Here is a 19,911-nt window from a genome sequence, read left to right as displayed (position 1 = left end):
GGTGGGTGGAGGGTGAAGGTCGGTCCGTTGGTGCGGAGGGTGACGTGGGTGGGGAGGGGGATCGGGGCGTGGAAGGTGACGTGGGCGGTGAAGGCGTCGGGGAGTGGGGGGAGGGCGGCCAGGCAGCGAGCCTTGGCCCACATGCCGTGGGCGATGGGGCGGCGGAAGCCGAACGGGCGGGCGGTCAGCGGGTGCAGGTGGATGGGGTTGCGGTCGCCGGAGACGGCGGCGTAGCGGCGGCCGGTGGCGGCGGGGACGGGCCAGGGTGCGTGGTCCGTGCCGGGCGGGTCGTCAAGGTCCGGGGCGGGCGGGGAGGGCGGCGCGTCGGGGCGTGGGTGCCGGCTCAGGTAGGTGCTCGTGGAGCGCCACACCGGCTCCCCGGTGGAACCGGCCGTGGCCTCGGCCAGGGCGTCGAACGCGGTGCCCTTCGGGTGCGGGCGCGGCGGGCCGAGGGTGACGCGGTAGGTGAGGGGTTCGGCGACGGCGAGGGGGCGTAGCTGTTCGATCCGGTTGGCGACGTGGACCAGGCCGAGCACCCGGAAGGGGAAGTCCCGGCGGGTCATCAGGGACAGGGCGGCCGGGAAGGCGACCAGATGGGGATACGGGGCGGGCAGCACCGCGCGGGCCGTGGCGGCGTCGAAGCCGCAGACGGCGGCGTAACGGGCTACGCGGTCCGGGTCGGCGGAGACGTTCGGCAGCAGCAGCTCCCGTTCCGGCGTCGGGGCCCCCGGGCGGCGGCGCCGGGGCAGCACCGCGCGGGCGTACGAGGCGAGCAGGGACTGCGCGGCGGGCAGCGCGGCGGACACGGCGTTCACGCCCCGAGCAGGGCCTGGCCGCACACCCGCAGCACCTGCCCGGTGAGCGCGCCGCTGGCGGGCGAGGCGAGATACGCGACGGCCTCGGCCACGTCGACCGGCTGACCGCCCTGCCGGAGGCTGTTGAGGCGCCGGCCGGCCTCGCGGATGGCCAGCGGAACGGCCGCCGTCATGCGGGTCTCGATGAAGCCGGGGGCGACGGCGTTGACCGTGACGCCGCGCGTCGCGGTGTCCGGGTCCGCGGCCAGCGCCCGCACCAGGCCGATGACGCCGGCCTTGCTGGCGGCGTAGTTGGTCTGGCCGACGTTGCCGGCGATGCCGCTGATGGAGGAGGTGCAGACGATGCGACCGCCGTCGCGCAGCCGCGGCAGCAGGCCGGCGGTGAGTCCTGCCACGGCGGTCAGGTTCACGTCCAGCACCTGCCGCCAGCGGTCGGCGTCCATCCGGCCCAACGTCCGGTCCCGGGTGATGCCCGCGTTGTGCACGACGACGTCGAGGGCGCCGGGACGCGAGGCCAGGCGGTCGGCGGCGTCCTCGGCGGTGACGTCCAGCGCCACCGCCTCACCGTCGAGCCGGGCGGCGAGCCGGTGCAACGCCTCGGACTGGCGGGCGGTGTCGAGGCACACGACGTGGGCGCCGTCGCGATGCAGCACCTCGGCGACGGCGGCGCCGATGCCCTGGGCGGCGCCGGTGACCAGGGCGGTGCGCCCGGCCAGCGGCCGGTCCCAGTCGGCCGGAACGTCCACCGCCGCGCCCGGCGGCGTCAGCCGGATGGTCTGCCCGGAGACGTAGGCCGAACGGGCGGAGAGCAGGAACCGCACCGTGGACTCGACGGCGTCCTCCGCGCCCGGGGCGACGAGCACCAGCTGCGCCGTCGAGCCGTTGCGGAGTTCCTTGCCGGCGGAGCGGACGAAGCCGTCCAACGCCTGCTGCGCCGCGGACTCCGCGGGGCTCGCGGCGTGTTCCGGCGGGGTGCCGAGGACGATCAGCCGTCCGGACGCCGCCAGGGTCCGGATCCGGGGGTGGAAGAAGGCGTGCACGCCGGCGAGTTGGCGGGGGTCGGTGATGCCGGTGGCGTCGAGGACCAGGGCGCCGGGCGGCGTGTCGGGCCGGGCGTCGGAAGCGTCCGCGACGCCGGCGCCGCAGGAGTCGAGGGCGGCGCGCAGCGGCTTGGCCAGCCGTCCTCCGGCCGGTTCGGCGGACCCGACGACGACCGGCCCCCGGACGACGGGGTCGCCGGGGCGGTGCCGGACGAGCGCGGCCGGGCGGGGCAGCCCGAGCCGCCGGGCGACGAAGCCACCGGAACGAGTGGTGGCGAAGGCGAGATAGCGGTCGGCCATTGCTTTCCTCCTTACCAAGGAGTAAGTCTACTGAGAAGTTAAATCCTGTGCGAGACACGGGCGACCACGAAACGAGCAGAGACGAAGCAGAGACGAGGAGAGACGGACGTGACGACAACGGCGCAGCCGCCGCCCGTCCGCCGGGTGGCGATCCTCGGCGGCAACCGCATCCCCTTCGCGCGCGCCGACGGCCCGTACGCGACCGCGTCCAACCAGGAGATGCTCGGCGCCGCGCTGGCCGGCCTGGTGGAACGGTTCGGACTGCACGGCCGGCTGCTCGGCGAGTTCGTCGCCGGCGCGGTGCTCAAGCACAGCAGGGACTTCAACCTGGCCAGGGAGACCGTGCTCGGCAGCGAACTGGACAGCCGCACACCGGCGTTCGACGTCCAGCAGGCCTGTGGCACCGGCCTGGAGGCCGTCATCCTGGTCGCCAACAAGATCGCCCTGGGCCAGCTGGACTGCGGCGTCGCCGGCGGCGTGGACACGGCGAGCGACGCGCCGCTCGGCGTCAACGACGACCTGCGGCGCGTGCTGCTGACGGCCCGGCGGGCCCGTTCGCTGGGCGGCCGGCTGCGCGCGCTGGGCGGGCTGCGCCCCCGGCAGGTGGTGCCGGAGATCCCGCGCAACGCCGAGCCGCGCACCGGTCTCTCGATGGGCGAGCACGCGGCGCTGACCGCCGAGGCGTGGGGCGTCGGGCGGGCCGAACAGGACGCCTTCGCCGCCACCAGCCACCAACGGCTGGCCGCCGCCTACGAACGCGGCTTCTTCGACGATCTGGTGACGCCGTTCCGCGGCCTGTCCCGGGACCAGAACCTGCGCCCGGACAGCAGCCAGGAGCGACTCGCCCGCCTGAAGCCCGTGTTCGGGCCGACCATGACCGCCGGCAACTCCACGCCGCTCACCGACGGCGCCGCCACCGTGCTGCTGGCCAGCGAGGAGTGGGCCGCCGCCCACGACCTGCCGGTGCTCGCGTACCTGACGCACGCGCGCACCGCCGCCGTGGACTTCCTCACCGGCGACCCGGGACCCGACGGCCTGCTGATGGCCCCCACCTACGCCGTGCCGCCGCTGCTCGACGCCGCCGGCCTCACCCTGGCCGACCTCGACCTGCTGGAGATCCACGAGGCGTTCGCCTCCCAGGTGTTGGCCACCCTGGCGGCCTGGGAGGATCCCGGCTTCTGCGAGCGCCGGCTGGGCCGGGACCGGCCGGTGGGCCCGGTGGACCGCACACGGCTCAACGTCGCCGGGTCCTCGCTCGCCACCGGCCATCCCTTCGCCGCCACCGGCGCCCGTATCGTGGCCACCCTCGCCAAGCTGCTGGGCGAACGCGGCGGGGGGCGGGGCCTGGTGTCGGTGTGCGCCGCGGGCGGTCAGGGCGTGCTCGCCCTCCTCGAAACGCCCGGATCCCCCGAAGCCGCCGCTGTTCGCGAATCCGGGAAGGAGTGACGCCACATGGGTGCCCGGAGGGACATGAAGCGGGCGCGACGGCGCCCCGAACTCGCCGACCGCGTCACGGTGGAGGTCAGCACGGACGCCGAGGGCACCCCGCGGGAGGCGCGGGCCACGCCGCTCGCCGCGCCGCTGGCCACGGGCAGCCTGGCGGACCTGCCGTTCCGCAACGCGGCCGAGGCCCCGGACGCGGTGGTGGTGCGCCGGCCGGCCGCTCCGCCCGACGCGGCGGGGGCCGGCGGCGGCGACTGGCTGCCGGTCACCGCGGCGGCGTTCGCCCGCGAGGTGTCCGACGTGGCCAGGGGCCTGATCGCCGCCGGGCTGGAACCGGGCGGCCGGGTCGCGCTGATGGCGCGCACCCGCTACGAGTGGGCGGTGCTGGACTTCGCGATCTGGGCGGCCGGCGGGCGGAGCGTGCCGCTGTACCCGACGTCGTCGGCCGAGCAGATCGAGTGGATCGTGCGCGACGCGGACGCGACGCTGGTCGTGGTGGAGACCGCCGAGCACGCGGCGACGGCGGGACCCGTCATCGGCGAACGCCCGCTGTGGGTGATCGACGAGCTGCCCGCCGAGGCCGACGGCGGGCGCCGCGCCGGAGGCGCGTTGCGGCGGCTGGTGGAGTTGGGCGGGGGTGTGCCGGAGGCGGAGGTGACCGCCCGGCGGGCCGCGCTGTCCCCCGGCGACACCGCCACCCTGGTCTACACCTCGGGCACCACCGGGCGGCCCAAGGGCTGCGTCATCACGCACGCCAACCTGCACGCCGAGGCGGCCAACGTCGTGGAGCTGCTGCACCCGGTGTTCGTGGCGGTGACCCGGCAGACCGCCTCGACGCTGGTGTTCCTGCCGCTGGCGCACATCCTGGGCCGGACCATCCAACTCGCCTGCCTGTCCGCGCGGATCGAGATCGGCCACTGCCCGAGCGTGCGCCCCGACGACCTGCGCCCCCAACTCGCCTCGTTCCGCCCGACGTTCCTGGTCGGCGTGCCGTACGTCTTCGAGCGGATCCGGGACACCGGGCGGGCGCAGGCCGAACGCATGGGCCGCGGCGCCTCGTTCGACCGGGCGGAACGCGTGGCGGTCGCCCACGGCGAGGCGTCGCTGCGCGCGTACGCCGGCGAGGGACCTGGTCCCGGGCTCGGGCTGCGGCTCGCCAGGGGCCTGTACGACCTGCTGGTCTACCGCCGGATCCGCGCCGCGCTGGGCGGCCGGATCCGGTACGCCATCAGCGGCGGCTCGCCCCTGGACCGGCGGCTGAACCTCTTCTTCCACGGCTGCGGGATCATCGTCTACGAGGGCTACGGCCTCACCGAGACCACCTCGGCGACGACGCTGATCCCGCCGCTCGCGCCGCGCCCCGGCACGGTCGGCCAGCCGGTCCCCGGCAGCGCGGTGCGGATCGCGGACGACGGGGAGGTGCTGATCCGCGGCGGGGTGGTGTTCGACGGGTACTGGAACGATCCGGCGGCCACCCGGGCGGCGTTGTCGGAGGACGGCTGGCTGGCCACCGGCGACCTCGGCCGGCTGGACGACCAGGGGTACCTGACGATCACCGGCCGGAAGAAGGACATCCTCATCACCAGCGGCGGCAAGAACGTCTCGCCCAGCATCCTGGAGGACCGACTGCGCGGCGCGCCGCTCGTCGGCCAGTGCATGGTCGTCGGCGACGGCCGCCCGTTCGTCGGCGCGCTGGTGACGCTGGAGCCGGACGCGGTGGCGCACTGGCTGTCGGTGCGCAGGCGGCCCGCGGACACCCCGGCGGCCGAGCTCTGCGCGGATCCGGAGGTGCGGGCGGAGGTCCAGCGGGCGGTGGACTACGCGAACGAGGCGGTCTCCCGGGCCGAGTCGATCCGGGAGTTCGCGATCGTGCCCGGCGGGTTCACGGAGGAGAACGGCATGTTGACGCCATCCCTGAAGATCCGCCGCCGCGCGGTGGCGGAGGCGCACGCGAAGGACATCGACGCGCTCTACGCCTGAGCGGGAAGAGCCGAGCACAACCATACAAATAATCGAACATATTTCCCGCACATCACTCGATAGTGTGTTTTCCGCGTTATCCATGCCACCCCTGCGCAAAGTTATGACCATGACACGAGACGCCCGGCGCGGCGGCGGTCCGGAGGAACGAGTGTTACTGGTCGCGGCGGGCCTCGCCGACCTGGCGTTGAGCGCCGTCGGGTCCGCCGTGGCCACGGCGCGAGGGCTGCTGCGCCGCTCGGACGCGGCCGAGGTCGCGGGCGATGCGGAGCGCGACCTCAGCGCGCGGGGCCGGCTCGCGCTGGACCGGTACGCCGGCGTGCCCCCCGCCTATCTGGAGGTGCTGGCACGGCAGGCCCTGGCGCGGCGGGCGCCGCACGGGGACGCCGAGAGCGATGTCTGACCGTGTCTGACCGGTACGAGGCGACCGCGTTCAAGGCCCGCGTGGACGAGGTGCTGGTCCGGTTCGTCGCCGGGGAGGCGGACCAACTGCGCGCCATCGACCCCGAACTGGCTCCGGTGGCCGACCAGTTACGCGCGTCCGTCGCCGACGGCAAACGGCTGCGGGCCGCGTTCTGCTACTGGGGGTGGCGGGCGGCCGGGCAGCCGGACAGCGACCCCCTGCTGCGGGCCGCCACCTCCATGGAACTGGTGCACGCCGCCGCGGTGGTGCACGACGACCTCATCGACGACAGCGCGATGCGGCACGGCCGGCCCACCGCGCACGTCGCCCTCCGCGCGTCGCTGCGCGGCCGTCCGCGCCCGGGCGCCGCGGCCCGGTCGCTGGCGATGCTCGTGGGCGACCTGCTGATGGCGCTCGCGGGACAGCTGTTCGTCACCAGCGGCCTGCCCGCCGCCTACCTGTCCCGGGCCCGCCCGCTGTGGGCGGACCTGGCCCGCGACCTGGTCGCGGGCGAATGCCTGGAGATCCTGCGCACCGGCGCCACGCCCGACGTCGCGGAGTCGCTGCGGGTCGTGCGGTACAAGACCGCCAAGTACACCGTCGAGCAGCCGCTGCTCATCGGCGGCGCCCTGGCCGGGGCCGACCGAGGGCTGCGGAAGGGCTACTCCTGCTACGGGCTGCCGCTGGGCGAGGCGTTCCAGCTCCGCGACGACCTGCTCGGGCTCTTCGGCGATCCGGCGCGCACCGGCAAGGGCAACCTGGACGACCTGCGCACCCACCGCCCCACCGCCCTGCTGGCGGAGACGTGGCGGGCCGCCGACGCCGCGGACCGGGAACGGCTGCGGGCGTTGCTGGGCCGGCGGAACCTCGACGCGGACGGGCTGGCGGTGGTGCGCGAGGTGATGAAGCGGCTGGAGGCGCCGGACCGGATCGAGCGGATGATCGACGCCCGCGTCGAGACGGCCACCCGCGTCCTGGACGAGCTGGACATACCCGCGCACGCCGCGTTGGCGCTGACCACCCTGGCCCGCTCCGCCGCGGTCCGCCGGCACTGACCCCCGCCCATCCCGCCGACCCCGCCGACCCCCGACACGTCGACCCCACCGGCCTACTCCGACCCCGGGAGCCCGTGATGACCTACTCAGAAGCGGCACTGGACGCCCTGCGGCACGCCGGTGACGAACTCGCCGACGCCACCGTGGCCACGCTCTTCGAACGCGGCGAGACGGGCCTGTTCAACACCCTCATGCGCTACGTCTCCACCGCGGGCGCGCCGCTCCCCGAAGGGCTCCCCGAGGTCGCCCGGGAGTACCTGCACGCCACCGCCACGCCGCCGACGTGGGTGGACTGGGAGACGATGGAACGGGCCCGGCTCTTCTTCATCGACAACAACGTGCACATCTCCACGGCGTTGTCCTTCGCCAGCATGCCCGCCTGCTACGTCGTGCCCCGTGTGGCGCGGCTGCTGTCGGCGACGCACGGGCTCGCGTACCCGGCCAGGCGGATGGCGGAGACCGGCCAGTTCACCGTCTACCTGATGCGTCCCGACGCGTTCGAGGCCGGCAGCCGGTTCATCCCCGCGGCCCAGAAGGTCCGGCTGCTGCACGCCGCCGTCCGCCACCACCTGGTGCGGGAGGACCGCTGGGACGTCGCCGCGGACGGCACGCCGATCTGTCAGGAGGACATGATCGGCGGCCAGATGTTCTTCTCGCTCCTGGTGCTGGACAGCCTGCACCGGCTGAACATCCACATGAGCGTCGAGGGCGCCGAGGCCTACTACTACGCGTGGCGGGTCGTCGGCGCGATGCTGGGCGTCGACCAGGACCAGGTGCCCGGGGACCTGGAGTCGGCCCGCGCGTTCCTCGACCGCTACATGCTCCGGTCGATGGGCCCGAGCGAGGAGGGCGCGCACCTCACCCGGCAGCTGATCGACCTCTACGAGGACGTCGTGCCCGGCACCTTCTTCGACCCGATCGTCTCGGCGCTGATCCGCCACCTGGTCGGGGACACCTGCGCGGACTGGCTCCAGGTGCCGCGGACCGCGTGGGACACCGTGGTCAGGGCCGTGCCGCACCTGCTCGGCGTGCTGGAGACCATCGAGGACCGGGCGCCGCTGGCGGGCAGGGCGTTGGACCGGCTCGGCCACCTCACGACGCTCTTCGAGCTGTCGTCCCTCACCCGCGGGCGGGTCATGCACTACGCCATCCCCGAGGAGCTGAGGAAGGACTTCGGCGTCTCGTCCGCGGTGCCGCCGACGCGTCGTTGGACCCCGCCGCCGCCCACCGTTCCCGCGACCCCCACGGCCCCCTGACGGACGACGGGGCCCGGCCGCGTCCGCGACCGGGCCCCTGGGGGTGGGTGGGCGTCAGCCGGCGGTGCCGGTGACGGTGCTGCCGGACCGGGTGAGGGTGTACTCGACGGTCTCGCCGCTCCAGAAGTGGAACGTCAGGTTGACCGTGGAGTTGTCCCTGACCCCGGCGAAGAACTCCTGGGTCAGCGTGATCCGGTTGGCCGCGTAGTCGGGCGAGAAGGTGTAGCCGAACTCCTTGTACGACGTCCAGTTCTGCGGGCCGGCGATGGTGCCGTCGGCGTAGAACGCCTCCATGGTGGCCAGCCGGTCGCCGTTGAAGGCCGCGGGGAGGGCCAGCGAGCTGGTGCTGCCGGTGGCGTCCCGCAGCACCGGCGTGTCGTACGTGATGACGTGCACGTCCCACGGCACGCCGCGGGAGAACTCGACGGTCAGCGTCGCGTTGACGCCGTGCTGCTGGCTCTCGGTGAGGCCGGCCAACGTGGCGGCGGCGAGGGTGAGCTGGTCGCCGTTGACGGTGTAGTCCTCGCCGCGGACCAGCTCCTCGGTGCCGTTGGCGACCGCGGTGACGGTGGCGCCCTTGAGGTCCAGGGCGATGGCCGCGTCCGTCGGGGTCTCGCCCTGTTCGATGACGTCGGTGGACCGGTCGAAGCCGAGCAGCCCGTACTCGCCGATGATCACCGGGATCCCGGCGGACACGAACGTGTCGTGCAGCCGGTCGAAGGCGTTGGTCAGATCGGCCTTGGTCTCGTCGTGGACCGGGTGTAGCCGGCGATGTTCACGCTGAACGGGTTCGACGCGGGCGTGACGGACGCCCGCGACGGACCACGCGTCGTACGGTTACCGGACTTACTGGGTGACGTCGTCGGTGCCGGGGCCGCCGGAGAGGGTGTCGGTGCCACCGCCGCCGAGGATCGTGTCGTCCCCGCTGTTGCCGTAGATGGTGTCGTCGTCGGGCCCGCCGGAGACGAAGTCGTTGCCCTTGCCGGCGGTGACGTGGTCGTCGCCGGAGTTGCCGTAGATGATGTCGACGCCGTCCCAGGCCTCGATCATGTCGTCGCCGCGGCCGCCGGTGAGCTCCTGGTCGCGGTTGTCGCCCATGATGTGGTCCATGCCGTCACCGCCCTCCATGACGATGCCGCCCATCAGCATGTCGTCGCCCTCGTCGCCCATCACCATGTGCGCGGTGTGGGCGTGGAGTTCGTCGTTGCCGGCGCCGCCGTGCACCGCCGAGACGCCGGGGTCGCTGGTGAACAGGCCGTCGTCGCCGTCGCCGAGGAAGACGTGGATCTCGTCCGGCATCTCGCTCGTCTCGGGCAACTCGCAGACGGCGAAGGTGTCGTCCGAGGGATCGATGTAGGAGCAGTGCTCGCCCAGGGCGATCGGGTGCTCGTCGTTGAAGCCGATCCGCCGGGTGCCCTCCGTCTGGCCGGGGCCCATCGACGTGACGTAGAGGTCGTTGACCTGACCCTCGCCGGCCATATACATGATCATCTGGCCGTCCCAGTCCGCGGCGACGCTCGCGCTGGTCTGGGCGTTGGCGGGGGTGGCGACGAGGCCCGTGGCGGCAAGGGCCAGGGCTGCGGCCGGAAGTACGGCGGTTCTGGGCGTGACGCGTGACCGGAACATGGCGGTTTCCTCACCTCGTGATGTCATGGTCGGTACCACATTGGCAGTCGAACTCCCCATCGACACAGGGTCGTTGGGGGACTTGCGGGGGGACGCTCAGGTCCGGTCCAGGCCGAGGAAGTGGACGACCTCCTCGGCCAGGATCGGCAGGTTGTGCGGCTCACCCTCGGCCCGGATCGCCTCCACCTGGCCGCTGCCGTAGCGGGTGCGGGTCCAGTTGTCCCGCGGCGTGTCGGGCTCGGTGGTCGTGGGCGTCTGGCTCACCCCGTGGACGTCGGTCCACTGCTTGATCTCTTCCTCGAAGTTCTGGAAGTAGAGGCCGTCGTCCTCGGTGCCGTGCCACAACTGCATCGGCGGACGCGGCCCCTCGTAGCCGGGATAGGCGGCGCGCACCAGATCTCCCCACTCCTGCGGCGTCCTGATGATGTTTCCGGTGGCGCATTCGGCGTTCCAGCTCGACTCCCCCGCGAAGCAGCCGAACGGCACCCCCGCGGACGCCGAGCCGGCCCGGAACACGTCCGGGTACGAGCCGAGCAGGACGTTGGTCATCATGCCGCCGGAGGAGTGCCCGGTCGCGAAGACGCGGTCCGGGTCGCCGCCGTAGGTCCGCTCGACGTACTCGACCATGGAGACGATGCCCTGCGGGTCGCTGCCCCCGTCGTGCGTCAGCGCCTCCTCGGAGTGCACGTCCCAGCAGCGTTCCGCGTTGCTGGCCGACGGGTAGACGACGACGAAGCCGTACTGGTCGGCGAGCGCGGCGTACTGGGTGCCGTTGAAGAAGTCGGGGCCGGTGCCCGTGCACCAGTGCAGGCCGACCAGGATCGCGGGGTCGGCGGCGACGCTGTCCGGGACGTACAGGTGCATCCGCAGGTTGGTCGGGTTGGGGCCGAAGTCGGTGACCTCCTGCAGCGCCGCCGTGGGCGCGGCGGGCTCGGCCGGCTCGGCGGCGGCCGACGGTGGTCCGGCCAGCAGCGTGACGGCGGCGAGAGCCCACGCCAGGAGCAGCGACGTTCGCTTCGTACGTGTCATGCGCGGCTCGCTTTCTCGGACATTCTCGGGAATGGAGAACGGCGACCGCCGCCCCCGCATGGCGGCCGTGGGAGCGCTTCCATGGACGCTCGGCAGCCTAGGCCAGCACCGCACCTTCCACCAGACTCCTGACCCGGCCGAGGCGCCGACCAGGGACGATCCCCGCGCCCGGGACGCGGCCGACCCGCCATGATCCTTTTGACAGCCGGACGCCCGGTGCGACAGTGGAAGGGACGGCGTCCCGCCGATCGGCCGTCGCCGAGGCCCGGCATGGAACGGGCCGCTCGACCGCGCGGGCTCCCCCGCCAGGCGCGGGAGAGGAGAACACCATGAACGTCAGCAAGGGAGCGGTGGAGTTCCCGATCTGTGAGCACCTCGCGGAGGTCGGCGAGGTGCGTCCCGACAGCCCGGACAGCTGCCCGGAATGCGTCGCGCGCGGCGACGCGTGGGTCCACCTGCGCGAATGCCAGACCTGCGGGCACGTCGGCTGCTGCGACTCGTCCCCGAACAAGCACGCCACGGCCCACCACAACGCCACCGGCCACCCGCTCGTCCGCTCGTTCGAGCCGGGCGAGCGCTGGTGGTGGTGCTACGAGGACGAGGTCACCTTCGAGGTCGAGGGCGTCCCCCCCGCCCGAGCGGCGTAGCCGGGCACCGTCAGTTTCGGCCGCCGCCCCCACGCGAGGCGCCGCACGGGACGGGCTGGCATGGCCGCGTCGAGAGTTCGTGCGCACCGAGTCCCGCGAGATGGGACTCCACGCGCACGATGTAGGACCACACCCCCACGTCCTCCACACCGACGGGCCGCACGGGACCGGCGGGCAAGCGGTGCCACTCCGAGCCCCGCGGCGGGACGGGCTGGGCGCCGGAGCGGTCAGGCCCTGTCCCGCACGGCGGCCCGATAGCGCCCGCCGGGGAAAGCGAGGGCCGCAGGCCGGGACCCACCGTGTCGACGCTGTCCCGGTGCCTACGCTGTCCCGGTGATCAGAGCTGTCGCTTTCGACATCGGCGAGACCCTGACCCGAGACGACGGCTACTGGGCGGCCTGGGCCGACTGGCTCGACATCCCCCGCCACACCCTCTCCGCCCTGGTCGGCGCCGTCGTCGCCCAGGGCCGGGACAACGCGGACGCGCTCCGACTGCTGCGTCCAGGCATCGACCTGGCCGCGGAGTACGAGGCGCGGGAGGCCGCCGGCAGGGGCGAGCGGCTGGACGAGTCGGACCTGTACGAGGACGTGCGGCCGGCGCTCGCCGCGCTCCGCGATGCCGGGGTGCGGGTCGTGGTGGCCGGGAACCAGACCGCTCGTGCGGGCGAGCTGCTGCGCGCCCTGAACCTGCCCACGGACGCGATCGCGGTCTCGGGTGAGTGGGGCGTGGCCAAACCCAACGCCGAGTTCTTCCGCCGGGTGGTGGACCTGGCGGGTGTCGCCGACCCTGGCGAAATGCTGTACGTCGGTGATCACCCCGAGAACGACGTCTACCCGGCGGCCGGTTGTGGCCTGAGGACGGCGCATATCCGGCGCGGCCCGTGGGGGCACCTGTGGGCGGACGATTCGGCGGTGCGAGAGGCAGCGGACCGGAGCGTCAACGGTCTGGACGAGTTAGGCGGAATCGTGCCCGGGTCCGGCTGAACCGTGACCGTGGACGCCTTCGACGGTGTCCGGGCCCTGGCCCATCTCGGCGACGACTCAGGACCGTTCATCGAGGACCGCGCGGCCGCCACGACGACGTGGCTCGTCGCGCCGGGCTGCGCGGCGGGCTGGGTGCTGCGCGGAGTGCGGCTGCGCGGCCTGGGGCACTGGTTGACGGTGCCGCCCATCGCGTGGGAGGGCTCGGCGCGCTGGCGACGCGTTCCACCGGGGCGGCGGGGTTGGCTGACGCGGCCGACGCTGCTGCGTGCCGCGCTGGGCGCCGTGCTCCTGCCGACCGGGCCAGGGCGCACCGTGGCCAGTGAGCCGTACCGCCCGCAGATCGACTGGCCGCCCGACACTCCGGAACACATCCAGGTGCCGATCGGCTACTGCACATGCGGCTGCCGCCTGCCGTTAGCCGAGTGCGAGCCGACGTCCGCGCCCAAGCCGCGTCCGGAGTCGGAGCGGTGAGTGCCGTCGTGGCCGCGCGGCTGACGGAGCGCCAGCTCCTCGGCATCGACTGCGCCCGGTGCGGGGCGTACCTCGGTGTCCACGCACTGCCGCTCGGCCAGGTCGAGGACCGCGGCTACCTGCTCCAGCTGTTCGGCTGCGACCCCCTGTGCAACACCCCACCACCTCTGCCACGCCGGGACCCCGGGCGGAGTTGGCGGGCGGCGTGGGGAACGGACCCGCAGGCCCCCGCTCGCCCCGTCCCCCACACGCCGGCGGCGCCCGAGCCGTCCGTGTGGCCGGCCGGGGTGCCGCCGTGGCGCGGCACCCTCCTGGACCGCGACCCCCTCGATCCCGGGGCCACCGCCGGACAGCTTCGACGACGAGACCGCCACGATGGAACGGTTGGTGGCCGGCCTCCGCGTCCTGGACCACCCGACCTCGGGAGGCTGACGGTGCCGCGCACGTCGATGCCGGACATCCCCCGCGACGAGGCCCTGCGCCGCTACCGCGAGGGCCGGTCCATGGCCTCCCTGGCCCGCCGATACGGCGTGTCCGCGAACTGGCTGGCCGCCCGTTTCCGCCCGCCCTCGTGAATCAACGCCCGGATTTCCAAGGTTCCGCCTCGCCAGCGTACCGGCGGTCGCGCCGGCCACGGGGCGGTGCAGCCCAGGAAATCAGCTCGGACGGCGCGTCAGGGGGTCGCGCCGCCGCTGGTGGCGCCGATGACGTCGATGTCGCACCGTGCGACGTTCGCGCGGTGGATGCGTGCGTCGGCCGTCACCAGGGTGCAGCCGGCGTGCTCCGCGAGCGCGACGTAGGCGGCGTCGTACGCGGACAGGTTCCGACGCAACTCCCAGACGCGCTCGAACAGCGCGTATCCAGGAGTCCTCTTGATCAGCAGGGAACCCACGAGGCCGAGCGCCGCCCGTCCTTCGTCCCCGGTGATCTTCCCGCCCAGGACCAGGCCCCGCAGCGCATGGGCCACTTCGAAGTCGATTACCGAGGGAGCGAGCAGCCGCTGCCCCGTCATGCGCTTGGCCGCCTCCGCGCCAGGCTCCCCGCGATGCGTCAGGGCAAGTACCAGGGCGGAAGAGTCAACGACGATCACGCGCCACGCCCGTCCTCGATGTGGCCCAGCAACTCCTCCACCGAGTACTCGGCGCTGGCCGCATCGCGAGCCGTGGCCAGCACGTCGTCGACGGTCGGCAGGCGGGCTTCTTCGATCAGCCGTTGACGCAGGTACTCGTTGAGCGACTGGTGAGCGTCGACGGCACGATGCTTCAGCGTCCGGTGCACGTCCTCGGGCACGTCCTTGATCTGGATGTTCGCCATGCAGCCGAGGCTAACATGCGTATCGCATCCATGCATGCGATGTGCATGTCGGACCCGAAACGTCGGCCGGCCTGGAACCATGGATCGCCTGGCGGGGTCGCGGGTACGCTGCCGTCGGCCCGGGCCGACGACGAAGGAGCGTGCGATGGATGACGGTGGGATCGACACCACGCAGGCGCACTCCGCGCGGGTGTGGAACTACTGGCTGGGCGGCAAGGAGTACTACGAGGCCGACCGGGTCGCCGGGGACAGCATCCTGCGGGTCTACCCGGGGATCCAGCGGACGGCGCGGTTCCAGCGGCAGTTCCTGGGCCGGGCGGTGCGGTATCTGGTTCGCGAGGCCGGCGTTCGGCAGTTCCTGGACATCGGCACGGGACTGCCGACGGTGGACAACACCCACGAGGTCGCCCAGCGGGTGGCGCCCGAGTGCCGCGTCGTCTACGTCGACAACGACCCCCTGGTGCTCGCCCACGCCCGCGCGCTGCTGACCTCCACGCCCGACGGGCACACCACGTACCTCGACTGCGACGTGCGCGACCACGAGCAGCTGATGCGGCGCGCCGCCGAGTCGCTGGACCTCTCCCAGCCGGTCGCCGTGATGATGCTCGGCGTTCTCGGCCACCTCCAGGACTCGGACCGGCCGGCCGGCATCGTGCGCGCGGTGATGGACGCGCTGCCCTCCGGCAGCCACCTGGCCATCAGCGACGGCACCCGCACCAACGAGGTGCTCACCGACGCCACGGACGACTACAACGCGAACCTGGCCGGGGAGTACACGCTGCGCACGCCGCGGGACGTCGCCCGTTTCTTCGACGGCCTGCGGCTGCTGGAGCCGGGTGTGGTCACCATCGAGCGGTGGCGTCCGGAACACCCCGTCCTCGCCGAGCAGGAGGAGCCGGTCGACGCGGTGTGCGGCCTGGCCGTCAAGCCCTAACCGAACGTGGCCTTGCCGGGGCCGTGGTCGATGAAGCTGCGCATGCCGTGGTGGGTGTCCTCGGTGGCGAAGAGGCTGGCGAACCAGGAGCGTTCGATGGCGAGGCCGGTGTCCAGGTCGGTTTCCAGGCCCGCGTCGACGGACTCCTTGGCGGCGCGCAGGGCCATGGCCGGGCCGCGGGCCAGGCGGGCGGCCCAGGCGTGCGCGTGGTCGTAGACCTCGCCGGCGGGGACGACCTGGTCGACCAGGCCCATGGCCAGGGCCTCCGGGGCCTTCACCATGCGTCCGGTGAAGATCATGTCCTTCGCCTTGGCGGGTCCGACCAGGCGGGCGAGGCGTTGGGTGCCGCCCGCGCCGGGGATCAGGCCGAGGAGGATCTCCGGCTGCCCGAAGGTGGCGGTCTCGGCGGCGATCCGGTGGTCCGCGCAGAGGGTCAGCTCGCAGCCGCCGCCCAGGGCGTAGCCCGCGACGGCGGCCACCACGGGCTTGGGGATGCGGGCCACGGCGGTGAAGGCGTCCTGGAGCGGGCGGGCGCGGGTGACCATGGCCGAGTGGTCCATGGCCTGCATCTCCTTGACGTCCGCACCGGCCGCGAAGACCTTCTCGCCGCCGTAGAGGATGACGGCGCGCACGTCGTCGCGGTGCACCGACTCCGCGGCGGCCTCGCGCAGTTCGTCCTGGGCCGCGATGTCCAGCGCGTTCATCGGCGGGCGGTCGAGCCGGATGGTGCCGACGCCCTCGGCGACGTCGAGTCGGACGGTCATGGGTGGTTGCTCCTCAGCTGTCGAAGTCCACGGTGAGCGCTTCGGACGTGGGGAAACTCTGGCACGTCAGCACGTAGCCCGCCGCCACCTCGGCGTCCTCCAGGGCGAAGTTCCGGCGCATGCGCGCCTCGCCCTCGACGACGCGCGCCCGGCAACTGCCGCACACGCCGCCCTTGCAGGCGAACGGGATGTCGGGCCGGGAGCGCTGGGCGCCCTCCAGCACGGTGCGGTCCCGCGGCACCACCGTGGTCGTGGCGCGGCCGTCCAGGACGACCGTGACCTTGCTGCCCGGGCCGCCCTCTGCCTCGGCGGCGTCGTCACGGCGGAGGGGCATCGGCCGCGGCGGCTCGTCGGCGACGTGGAACAGCTCCTGGTGGATCCGGCCGGCCGGGACGCCGTGGTCGGCGAGCGCCGTCCGGGCGGCGCGCAGCATGCCGTCGGGGCCGCACAGCCACCAGTGGTCGCCGGACTCGGGCCGGATCAGGGCGTCCAACAGCGCCGTCAGCCGGGCCGCGTCCAGGCGTCCGGAGAACAGCTCCGTCTCGCGCGGTTCGCGGGACAGCACGTGGACGAGCTGGAGCCGGGCGAGGTGCGCGTTCTTCAGGTCGGCCAGCTCGTCGGCGAACATCACGGTGTCGGTGCGGCGGTTGCCGTAGACGAGGACGACCTCGGCGGCCGGATGCGCGGCGAGCAGGGACGGGGCGATGGACACCATCGGCGTGACGCCGCTGCCCGCGGCGACCAGCACGTGCCGGCCCGGCGCGCCGAGGCGCGGCGTGAAGGCGCCGCCGGGCGGGGCCATCACCTCGACCACGTCCCCCGGCCTGACGTCCCGCACCAGCCAGGGCGAGAACAGGCCGCCCGGCACCATCCGGACCCCGATCCGCGGCGCGGCGCCGGCGGGCGAGCAGAGCGAGTACGAACGGCGCTCCTCGTGTCCCTCGACCGTGCGACGCAGCGTGAGGTGTTGCCCGGGCCGGAAGGCGTACGCCTCGGCGAGGCCGTCCGGCACCGCGAAGGTGACGGCCGCCGCGTCGTCGCACAGCGGCTCGACCCGGGCGACGCGCAGCGGGTGGAAGGCGGCGCCTCGGCGCGGCCGTACGGGAGTTCCGGCGGTCATTCAGAACTCCTTGACGTGCTCGAACGGCTCCCGGCAGGCGCGGCAGCGCCACAGGGCCGTGCAGGGGGTCGGGCCGAACCGGGAGGTCTCCTCGGTGTCCACGGACCGGCAACGGGGGCAGGGCAGGGCCCGGCGCGCCGGCGACAGCACCAGTGGCACCGGGCCGGGCGAGCGCTCACCGGGCGAACGCGCGCCGGGCGGGGCGATGCCGTGCTCGGCGAGCTTGCGGCGGCCCTCGGACGTGATCGCGTCGGTGGTCCACGGCGGGTGCAGCTGGGTGCGGATCTCGATGTCGGCGAAGCCGGCGGCGCGCAGCCGCCGGTCCACGGCGGCGCGCATCTCCGCCAGGGCCGGGCAGCCGCTGTAGGTGGGGGTGAGGGTGACGGACACCGTGCCGCCGGCGTCGATCGCCAGGCCCCGCAGGACGCCCAGGTCCGCCAGGGTGAGCATCGGCAGCTCCGGGTCGGTGACCTCGCCGACCGCGCGGCGGGCCCGGGCCAGCGCCTCGCCGAGGGCCACGGTCACCACACCCCGTCCGGATGCGCGCGGGCCACGCTCTGCAACTCCGCGAGCAGCGGCGCCAGATGCTCGGTATGCCGGCCGGCCCGGCCGAACGGACCCACCAAACTCGCCGGTTCGGGACCGGCCGGTTCGGGGCCGGGCACCGGGATGCGCGCGGCCTCGCCGACCGTCCGGAGCACGGCCGTCACCGCCTCCCAGGCCGGGGTGGGACGGGCGCCGAAGCGCTCCAGGGCGGCGTCGGGGGCGAGGAGTTCGGCGAGCTGGGGCGCGAGGGCGGCCATGCCGTCGCGCATCCGGCGGTGCGACTCGACCGTTCCGTCGCCGAGCCGCACCACCCATTCCGCGGCGTACTGGCGGTGGTAGTGGAGCTCCTTGGCGCCCTTGGCGGCGATCGCGGCGAGCACCGGATCGGGCGCGTCGATCAGCTGTTCCAGGAGGGCCAGCCGCCAGGCGGAGAGCACCAGCAGCCGGGCGACGGACGCGGCGAAGTCGCCGTTGGGCAGTTCGGCGAGGCACACGTTGCGGAACTCGGACGGGCCGCGGAGGTAGGCGTAGTGGTCCTCGCCGCGCCCGCTCCCGTCCGCCTGTCCGGCCCGGGAGTACAGCAGCCGGGCCTGGCCGAGGAGGTCGAGCCCGATGTTGGCCAGCGCCAGCTCCTCCTCCAACTCCGGTGCCCGGGTGCACCATTCGGCCAGCCGTTGGGCGGAGACCAGGGCGTCGTCGCCCAGCGCCAGGCAGCACGCGGCGAGGGCGGGCCCGTCGACGCCGGCGGGCAGCGCGGTGTCCACGCCGTGCAACGGGTCGGTGAATCCGGTGCCGAAGGCCCAGCGTGCGTCGTTGTCGGCGTGCCCCTCGGCCAGCGACAGGTACACGTGGTCGTCCACGGTGTCGTCCACGGTGTCGTCCACGGGGTCGTCCATGACGCGCCTCCCGGCTGAGGCTAGATGGAGGGGATGTCGTCGGGGATGTCGTAGAAGGTGGGGTGGCGGTAGACCTTGTCGCCGCTGGGATCGAAGAACGGGTCGCGCTCGTCGGGCGCGGAGGCGCAGATGTCCTCGCTGCGCACCACCCAGATGGAGACGCCCTCGTTGCGGCGGGTGTACACGTCGCGGGCGTGGGTGAGCGCCATCCGCTGGTCGGCCGCCCGCAACGAGCCGACGTGCACGTGGTTCAGCCCGCGCTTGCTCCGCACGAACACCTCCCACAGCGGCCAGCCGCCGCGCGCCGCGCTCATGCCCCGCTCCCCTGCCGCGGACTTCCCCGCCGGGCCGCCTGTTTGGCGGCGTGCGCGGCGGCCGCCTCGCGCACCCAGGCGCCCTCGGCGTGGGCGGTCCGGCGCCGCGCCATCCGCTGGGCGTTGCACGGCCCGTCGCCGCCGATCACCCGGCGCAGCTCCGCGTAGTCCGGGGTGCCGAAGTCGTGGTGTCCGCGTTCGGCGTTCCAGCGCAGTTCGGGGTCGGGCAGGGTGACGCCGAGCCGCTCGGCCTGCGGCACGGTCATGTCGACGAAACGCTGGCGCAGTTCGTCGTTGCTGTGGCGCTTGATCCGCCAGGCCATCGAGGCGGCGGAGTTGGGCGACGCGTCGTCCGGCGGCCCGAACATCATCAACGACGGCCACCACCAGCGGTTCACCGCGTCCTGGACCATCTCCCGCTGGGCCTCGGTGCCGCGCATCATGGTGAGCAGCAGCTCGTAGCCCTGCCGCTGGTGGAACGACTCCTCCTTGCAGATCCGCACCATGGCCCGCGCGTACGGCCCGTAGGACGAGCGGCACAGCGGGACCTGGTTGCAGATCGCGGCGCCGTCCACGAACCAGCCGATGGTGCCGACGTCGGCGAATGTCGGCGTCGGGTAGTTGAAGATCGACGAGTACTTCTGGCGGCCGTCGATCAGCCGTTCCGTCAGGTCCGCCCGGTCGGCGCCCAGGGTCTCGGCGGCCGAGTACAGGTAGAGCCCGTGCCCGGCCTCGTCCTGCACCTTGGCGAAGAGGATCGCCTTGCGGCGCAGCGTGGGCGCGCGGGTGATCCACTCGCCCTCCGGCTGCATGCCGATGATCTCCGAATGGGCGTGCTGCGCGATCTGCCGGACCAGGGTCCTGCGGTAGCCGTCGGGCATCCAGTCCCGTGGCTCGACGCGCTGGTCGCGCTCGACGGTGCGCTCGAAGTGGGCCTGGAGGTCGGCGGGGGGCGTCGGGGTTGGGGGCGGGGT

The 19,911-nt window shown here is 73.6% G+C and carries 23 protein-coding genes; 10 read left to right on the top strand and 13 right to left on the bottom strand.

Features of this window, described 5'->3' with window-relative positions:
- Positions 1-815 (bottom strand): MaoC/PaaZ C-terminal domain-containing protein (locus tag ABGB06_RS38955; protein ID WP_347600342.1); only part of this gene is annotated, 815 nt, incomplete at its 3' end.
- Positions 812-2,155, bottom strand: coding sequence for a 3-oxoacyl-ACP reductase (locus ABGB06_RS38950; protein ID WP_347600339.1), 1,344 nt, complete (start codon positions 2,153-2,155; stop codon positions 812-814). The genes ABGB06_RS38955 and ABGB06_RS38950, both read right to left, overlap by 4 nt.
- 108 nt (positions 2,156-2,263) lie before the next feature.
- Here ABGB06_RS38950 and ABGB06_RS38945 point away from each other — a divergent pair, with 108 nt between their 5' ends.
- From ABGB06_RS38945 to ABGB06_RS38925, 5 genes are all read left to right on the top strand, one after another.
- Complete coding sequence (locus ABGB06_RS38945) at positions 2,264-3,601, top strand: acetyl-CoA C-acetyltransferase (protein ID WP_347600337.1); 1,338 nt, start codon at positions 2,264-2,266, stop codon at positions 3,599-3,601.
- Positions 3,602-3,607: 6 nt separating this feature from the next.
- Entirely contained in the window at positions 3,608-5,578 is a 1,971-nt protein-coding gene (locus ABGB06_RS38940) for an AMP-binding protein (protein ID WP_347600334.1), read from the top strand.
- Between the two features lie 109 nt (positions 5,579-5,687).
- Entirely contained in the window at positions 5,688-5,981 is a 294-nt protein-coding gene (locus ABGB06_RS38935) for a polyprenyl synthetase (protein WP_347600331.1), read from the top strand.
- Positions 5,982-5,983: 2 nt separating this feature from the next.
- Positions 5,984-7,036, top strand: a complete 1,053-nt coding sequence (locus ABGB06_RS38930; RefSeq protein WP_347600328.1) for a polyprenyl synthetase family protein — start codon at positions 5,984-5,986, stop codon at positions 7,034-7,036.
- Between the two features lie 77 nt (positions 7,037-7,113).
- Positions 7,114-8,292 carry an oxygenase MpaB family protein gene (locus ABGB06_RS38925; protein ID WP_347600325.1) on the top strand — a complete coding sequence of 393 codons (1,179 nt, stop codon included), beginning with the start codon at positions 7,114-7,116 and terminating at the stop codon, positions 8,290-8,292.
- Positions 8,293-8,346: 54 nt separating this feature from the next.
- Here ABGB06_RS38925 and ABGB06_RS38920 read toward each other — a convergent pair whose 3' ends face one another.
- The 3 genes from ABGB06_RS38920 to ABGB06_RS38910 all read right to left on the bottom strand — a co-directional run bounded on the left by ABGB06_RS38920 (position 8,347) and on the right by ABGB06_RS38910 (position 10,947).
- A complete protein-coding gene (locus ABGB06_RS38920; protein ID WP_347600322.1) occupies positions 8,347-8,988 on the bottom strand; it encodes a X2-like carbohydrate binding domain-containing protein in 642 nt (213 codons plus the stop codon).
- 150 nt (positions 8,989-9,138) lie between these two features.
- The gene (locus tag ABGB06_RS38915; protein WP_347600319.1) at positions 9,139-9,918 is read right to left on the bottom strand and encodes a calcium-binding protein; all 780 of its coding nucleotides are present in this window, start codon (positions 9,916-9,918) and stop codon (positions 9,139-9,141) included.
- A 96-nt stretch (positions 9,919-10,014) separates the two neighbouring features.
- On the bottom strand, positions 10,015-10,947 hold the full coding sequence (locus ABGB06_RS38910) for a PHB depolymerase family esterase (RefSeq protein ID WP_347600316.1): 933 nt from the start codon (positions 10,945-10,947) through the stop codon (positions 10,015-10,017).
- A gap of 329 nt (positions 10,948-11,276) precedes the next feature.
- Between ABGB06_RS38910 and ABGB06_RS38905 the strand changes: the two genes are divergently transcribed.
- The 4 genes from ABGB06_RS38905 (at position 11,277) to ABGB06_RS38890 (ending at position 13,624) form a co-directional block, all read left to right on the top strand.
- Entirely contained in the window at positions 11,277-11,594 is a 318-nt protein-coding gene (locus ABGB06_RS38905) for a UBP-type zinc finger domain-containing protein (RefSeq protein ID WP_347600313.1), read from the top strand.
- A gap of 333 nt (positions 11,595-11,927) precedes the next feature.
- Entirely contained in the window at positions 11,928-12,578 is a 651-nt protein-coding gene (locus ABGB06_RS38900) for an HAD family hydrolase (protein WP_347600310.1), read from the top strand.
- 3 nt (positions 12,579-12,581) lie between these two features.
- On the top strand, positions 12,582-13,049 hold the full coding sequence (locus ABGB06_RS38895) for a hypothetical protein (RefSeq protein ID WP_347600307.1): 468 nt from the start codon (positions 12,582-12,584) through the stop codon (positions 13,047-13,049).
- Complete coding sequence (locus ABGB06_RS38890) at positions 13,046-13,624, top strand: hypothetical protein (protein WP_347600304.1); 579 nt, start codon at positions 13,046-13,048, stop codon at positions 13,622-13,624. The genes ABGB06_RS38895 and ABGB06_RS38890 overlap by 4 nt, the downstream gene beginning before the upstream one ends.
- A gap of 98 nt (positions 13,625-13,722) precedes the next feature.
- Here ABGB06_RS38890 and ABGB06_RS38885 read toward each other — a convergent pair whose 3' ends face one another.
- Complete coding sequence (locus ABGB06_RS38885) at positions 13,723-14,139, bottom strand: type II toxin-antitoxin system VapC family toxin (protein ID WP_347600301.1); 417 nt, start codon at positions 14,137-14,139, stop codon at positions 13,723-13,725.
- Positions 14,136-14,363 carry a hypothetical protein gene (locus tag ABGB06_RS38880; RefSeq protein ID WP_347600298.1) on the bottom strand — a complete coding sequence of 76 codons (228 nt, stop codon included), beginning with the start codon at positions 14,361-14,363 and terminating at the stop codon, positions 14,136-14,138. Before ABGB06_RS38880 ends, ABGB06_RS38885 begins: the two co-directional genes overlap by 4 nt.
- Positions 14,364-14,508: 145 nt before the next feature.
- Between ABGB06_RS38880 and ABGB06_RS38875 the strand changes: the two genes are divergently transcribed.
- A complete protein-coding gene (locus ABGB06_RS38875) occupies positions 14,509-15,297 on the top strand; it encodes an SAM-dependent methyltransferase (protein WP_347600295.1) in 789 nt (262 codons plus the stop codon).
- On the opposite strand, the gene ABGB06_RS38870 is transcribed toward ABGB06_RS38875, so the two are convergent.
- The 6 genes from ABGB06_RS38870 to paaA all read right to left on the bottom strand — a co-directional run.
- Entirely contained in the window at positions 15,294-16,061 is a 768-nt protein-coding gene (locus ABGB06_RS38870) for an enoyl-CoA hydratase-related protein (protein ID WP_347600292.1), read from the bottom strand. The two genes, ABGB06_RS38875 and ABGB06_RS38870, sit on opposite strands and share 4 nt — an antisense overlap.
- 13 nt (positions 16,062-16,074) lie before the next feature.
- A complete protein-coding gene (paaE, locus tag ABGB06_RS38865) occupies positions 16,075-17,181 on the bottom strand; it encodes a 1,2-phenylacetyl-CoA epoxidase subunit PaaE (RefSeq protein WP_347600289.1) in 1,107 nt (368 codons plus the stop codon).
- Positions 17,182-17,706, bottom strand: coding sequence for a 1,2-phenylacetyl-CoA epoxidase subunit PaaD (gene paaD / locus ABGB06_RS38860; protein ID WP_347600286.1), 525 nt, complete (start codon positions 17,704-17,706; stop codon positions 17,182-17,184).
- The gene (paaC, locus tag ABGB06_RS38855) at positions 17,703-18,623 is read right to left on the bottom strand and encodes a 1,2-phenylacetyl-CoA epoxidase subunit PaaC (RefSeq protein WP_347600283.1); all 921 of its coding nucleotides are present in this window, start codon (positions 18,621-18,623) and stop codon (positions 17,703-17,705) included. The genes paaD and paaC overlap by 4 nt, the downstream gene beginning before the upstream one ends.
- A gap of 20 nt (positions 18,624-18,643) precedes the next feature.
- Positions 18,644-18,937, bottom strand: coding sequence for a 1,2-phenylacetyl-CoA epoxidase subunit PaaB (gene paaB, locus ABGB06_RS38850; RefSeq protein ID WP_347600280.1), 294 nt, complete (start codon positions 18,935-18,937; stop codon positions 18,644-18,646).
- Positions 18,934-19,911 (bottom strand): 1,2-phenylacetyl-CoA epoxidase subunit PaaA (gene paaA, locus ABGB06_RS38845; protein WP_347600277.1); only part of this gene is annotated, 978 nt, incomplete at its 5' end. The genes paaA and paaB, both read right to left, overlap by 4 nt.

The organism is Streptomyces sp. B6B3, assembly GCF_039871525.1.
Classification (GTDB): domain Bacteria; phylum Actinomycetota; class Actinomycetes; order Streptomycetales; family Streptomycetaceae; genus Streptomyces.
The sequence above is the reverse complement of the archived record's forward strand: the minus strand, read 5'-3'. Positions and strand labels throughout refer to the sequence as shown.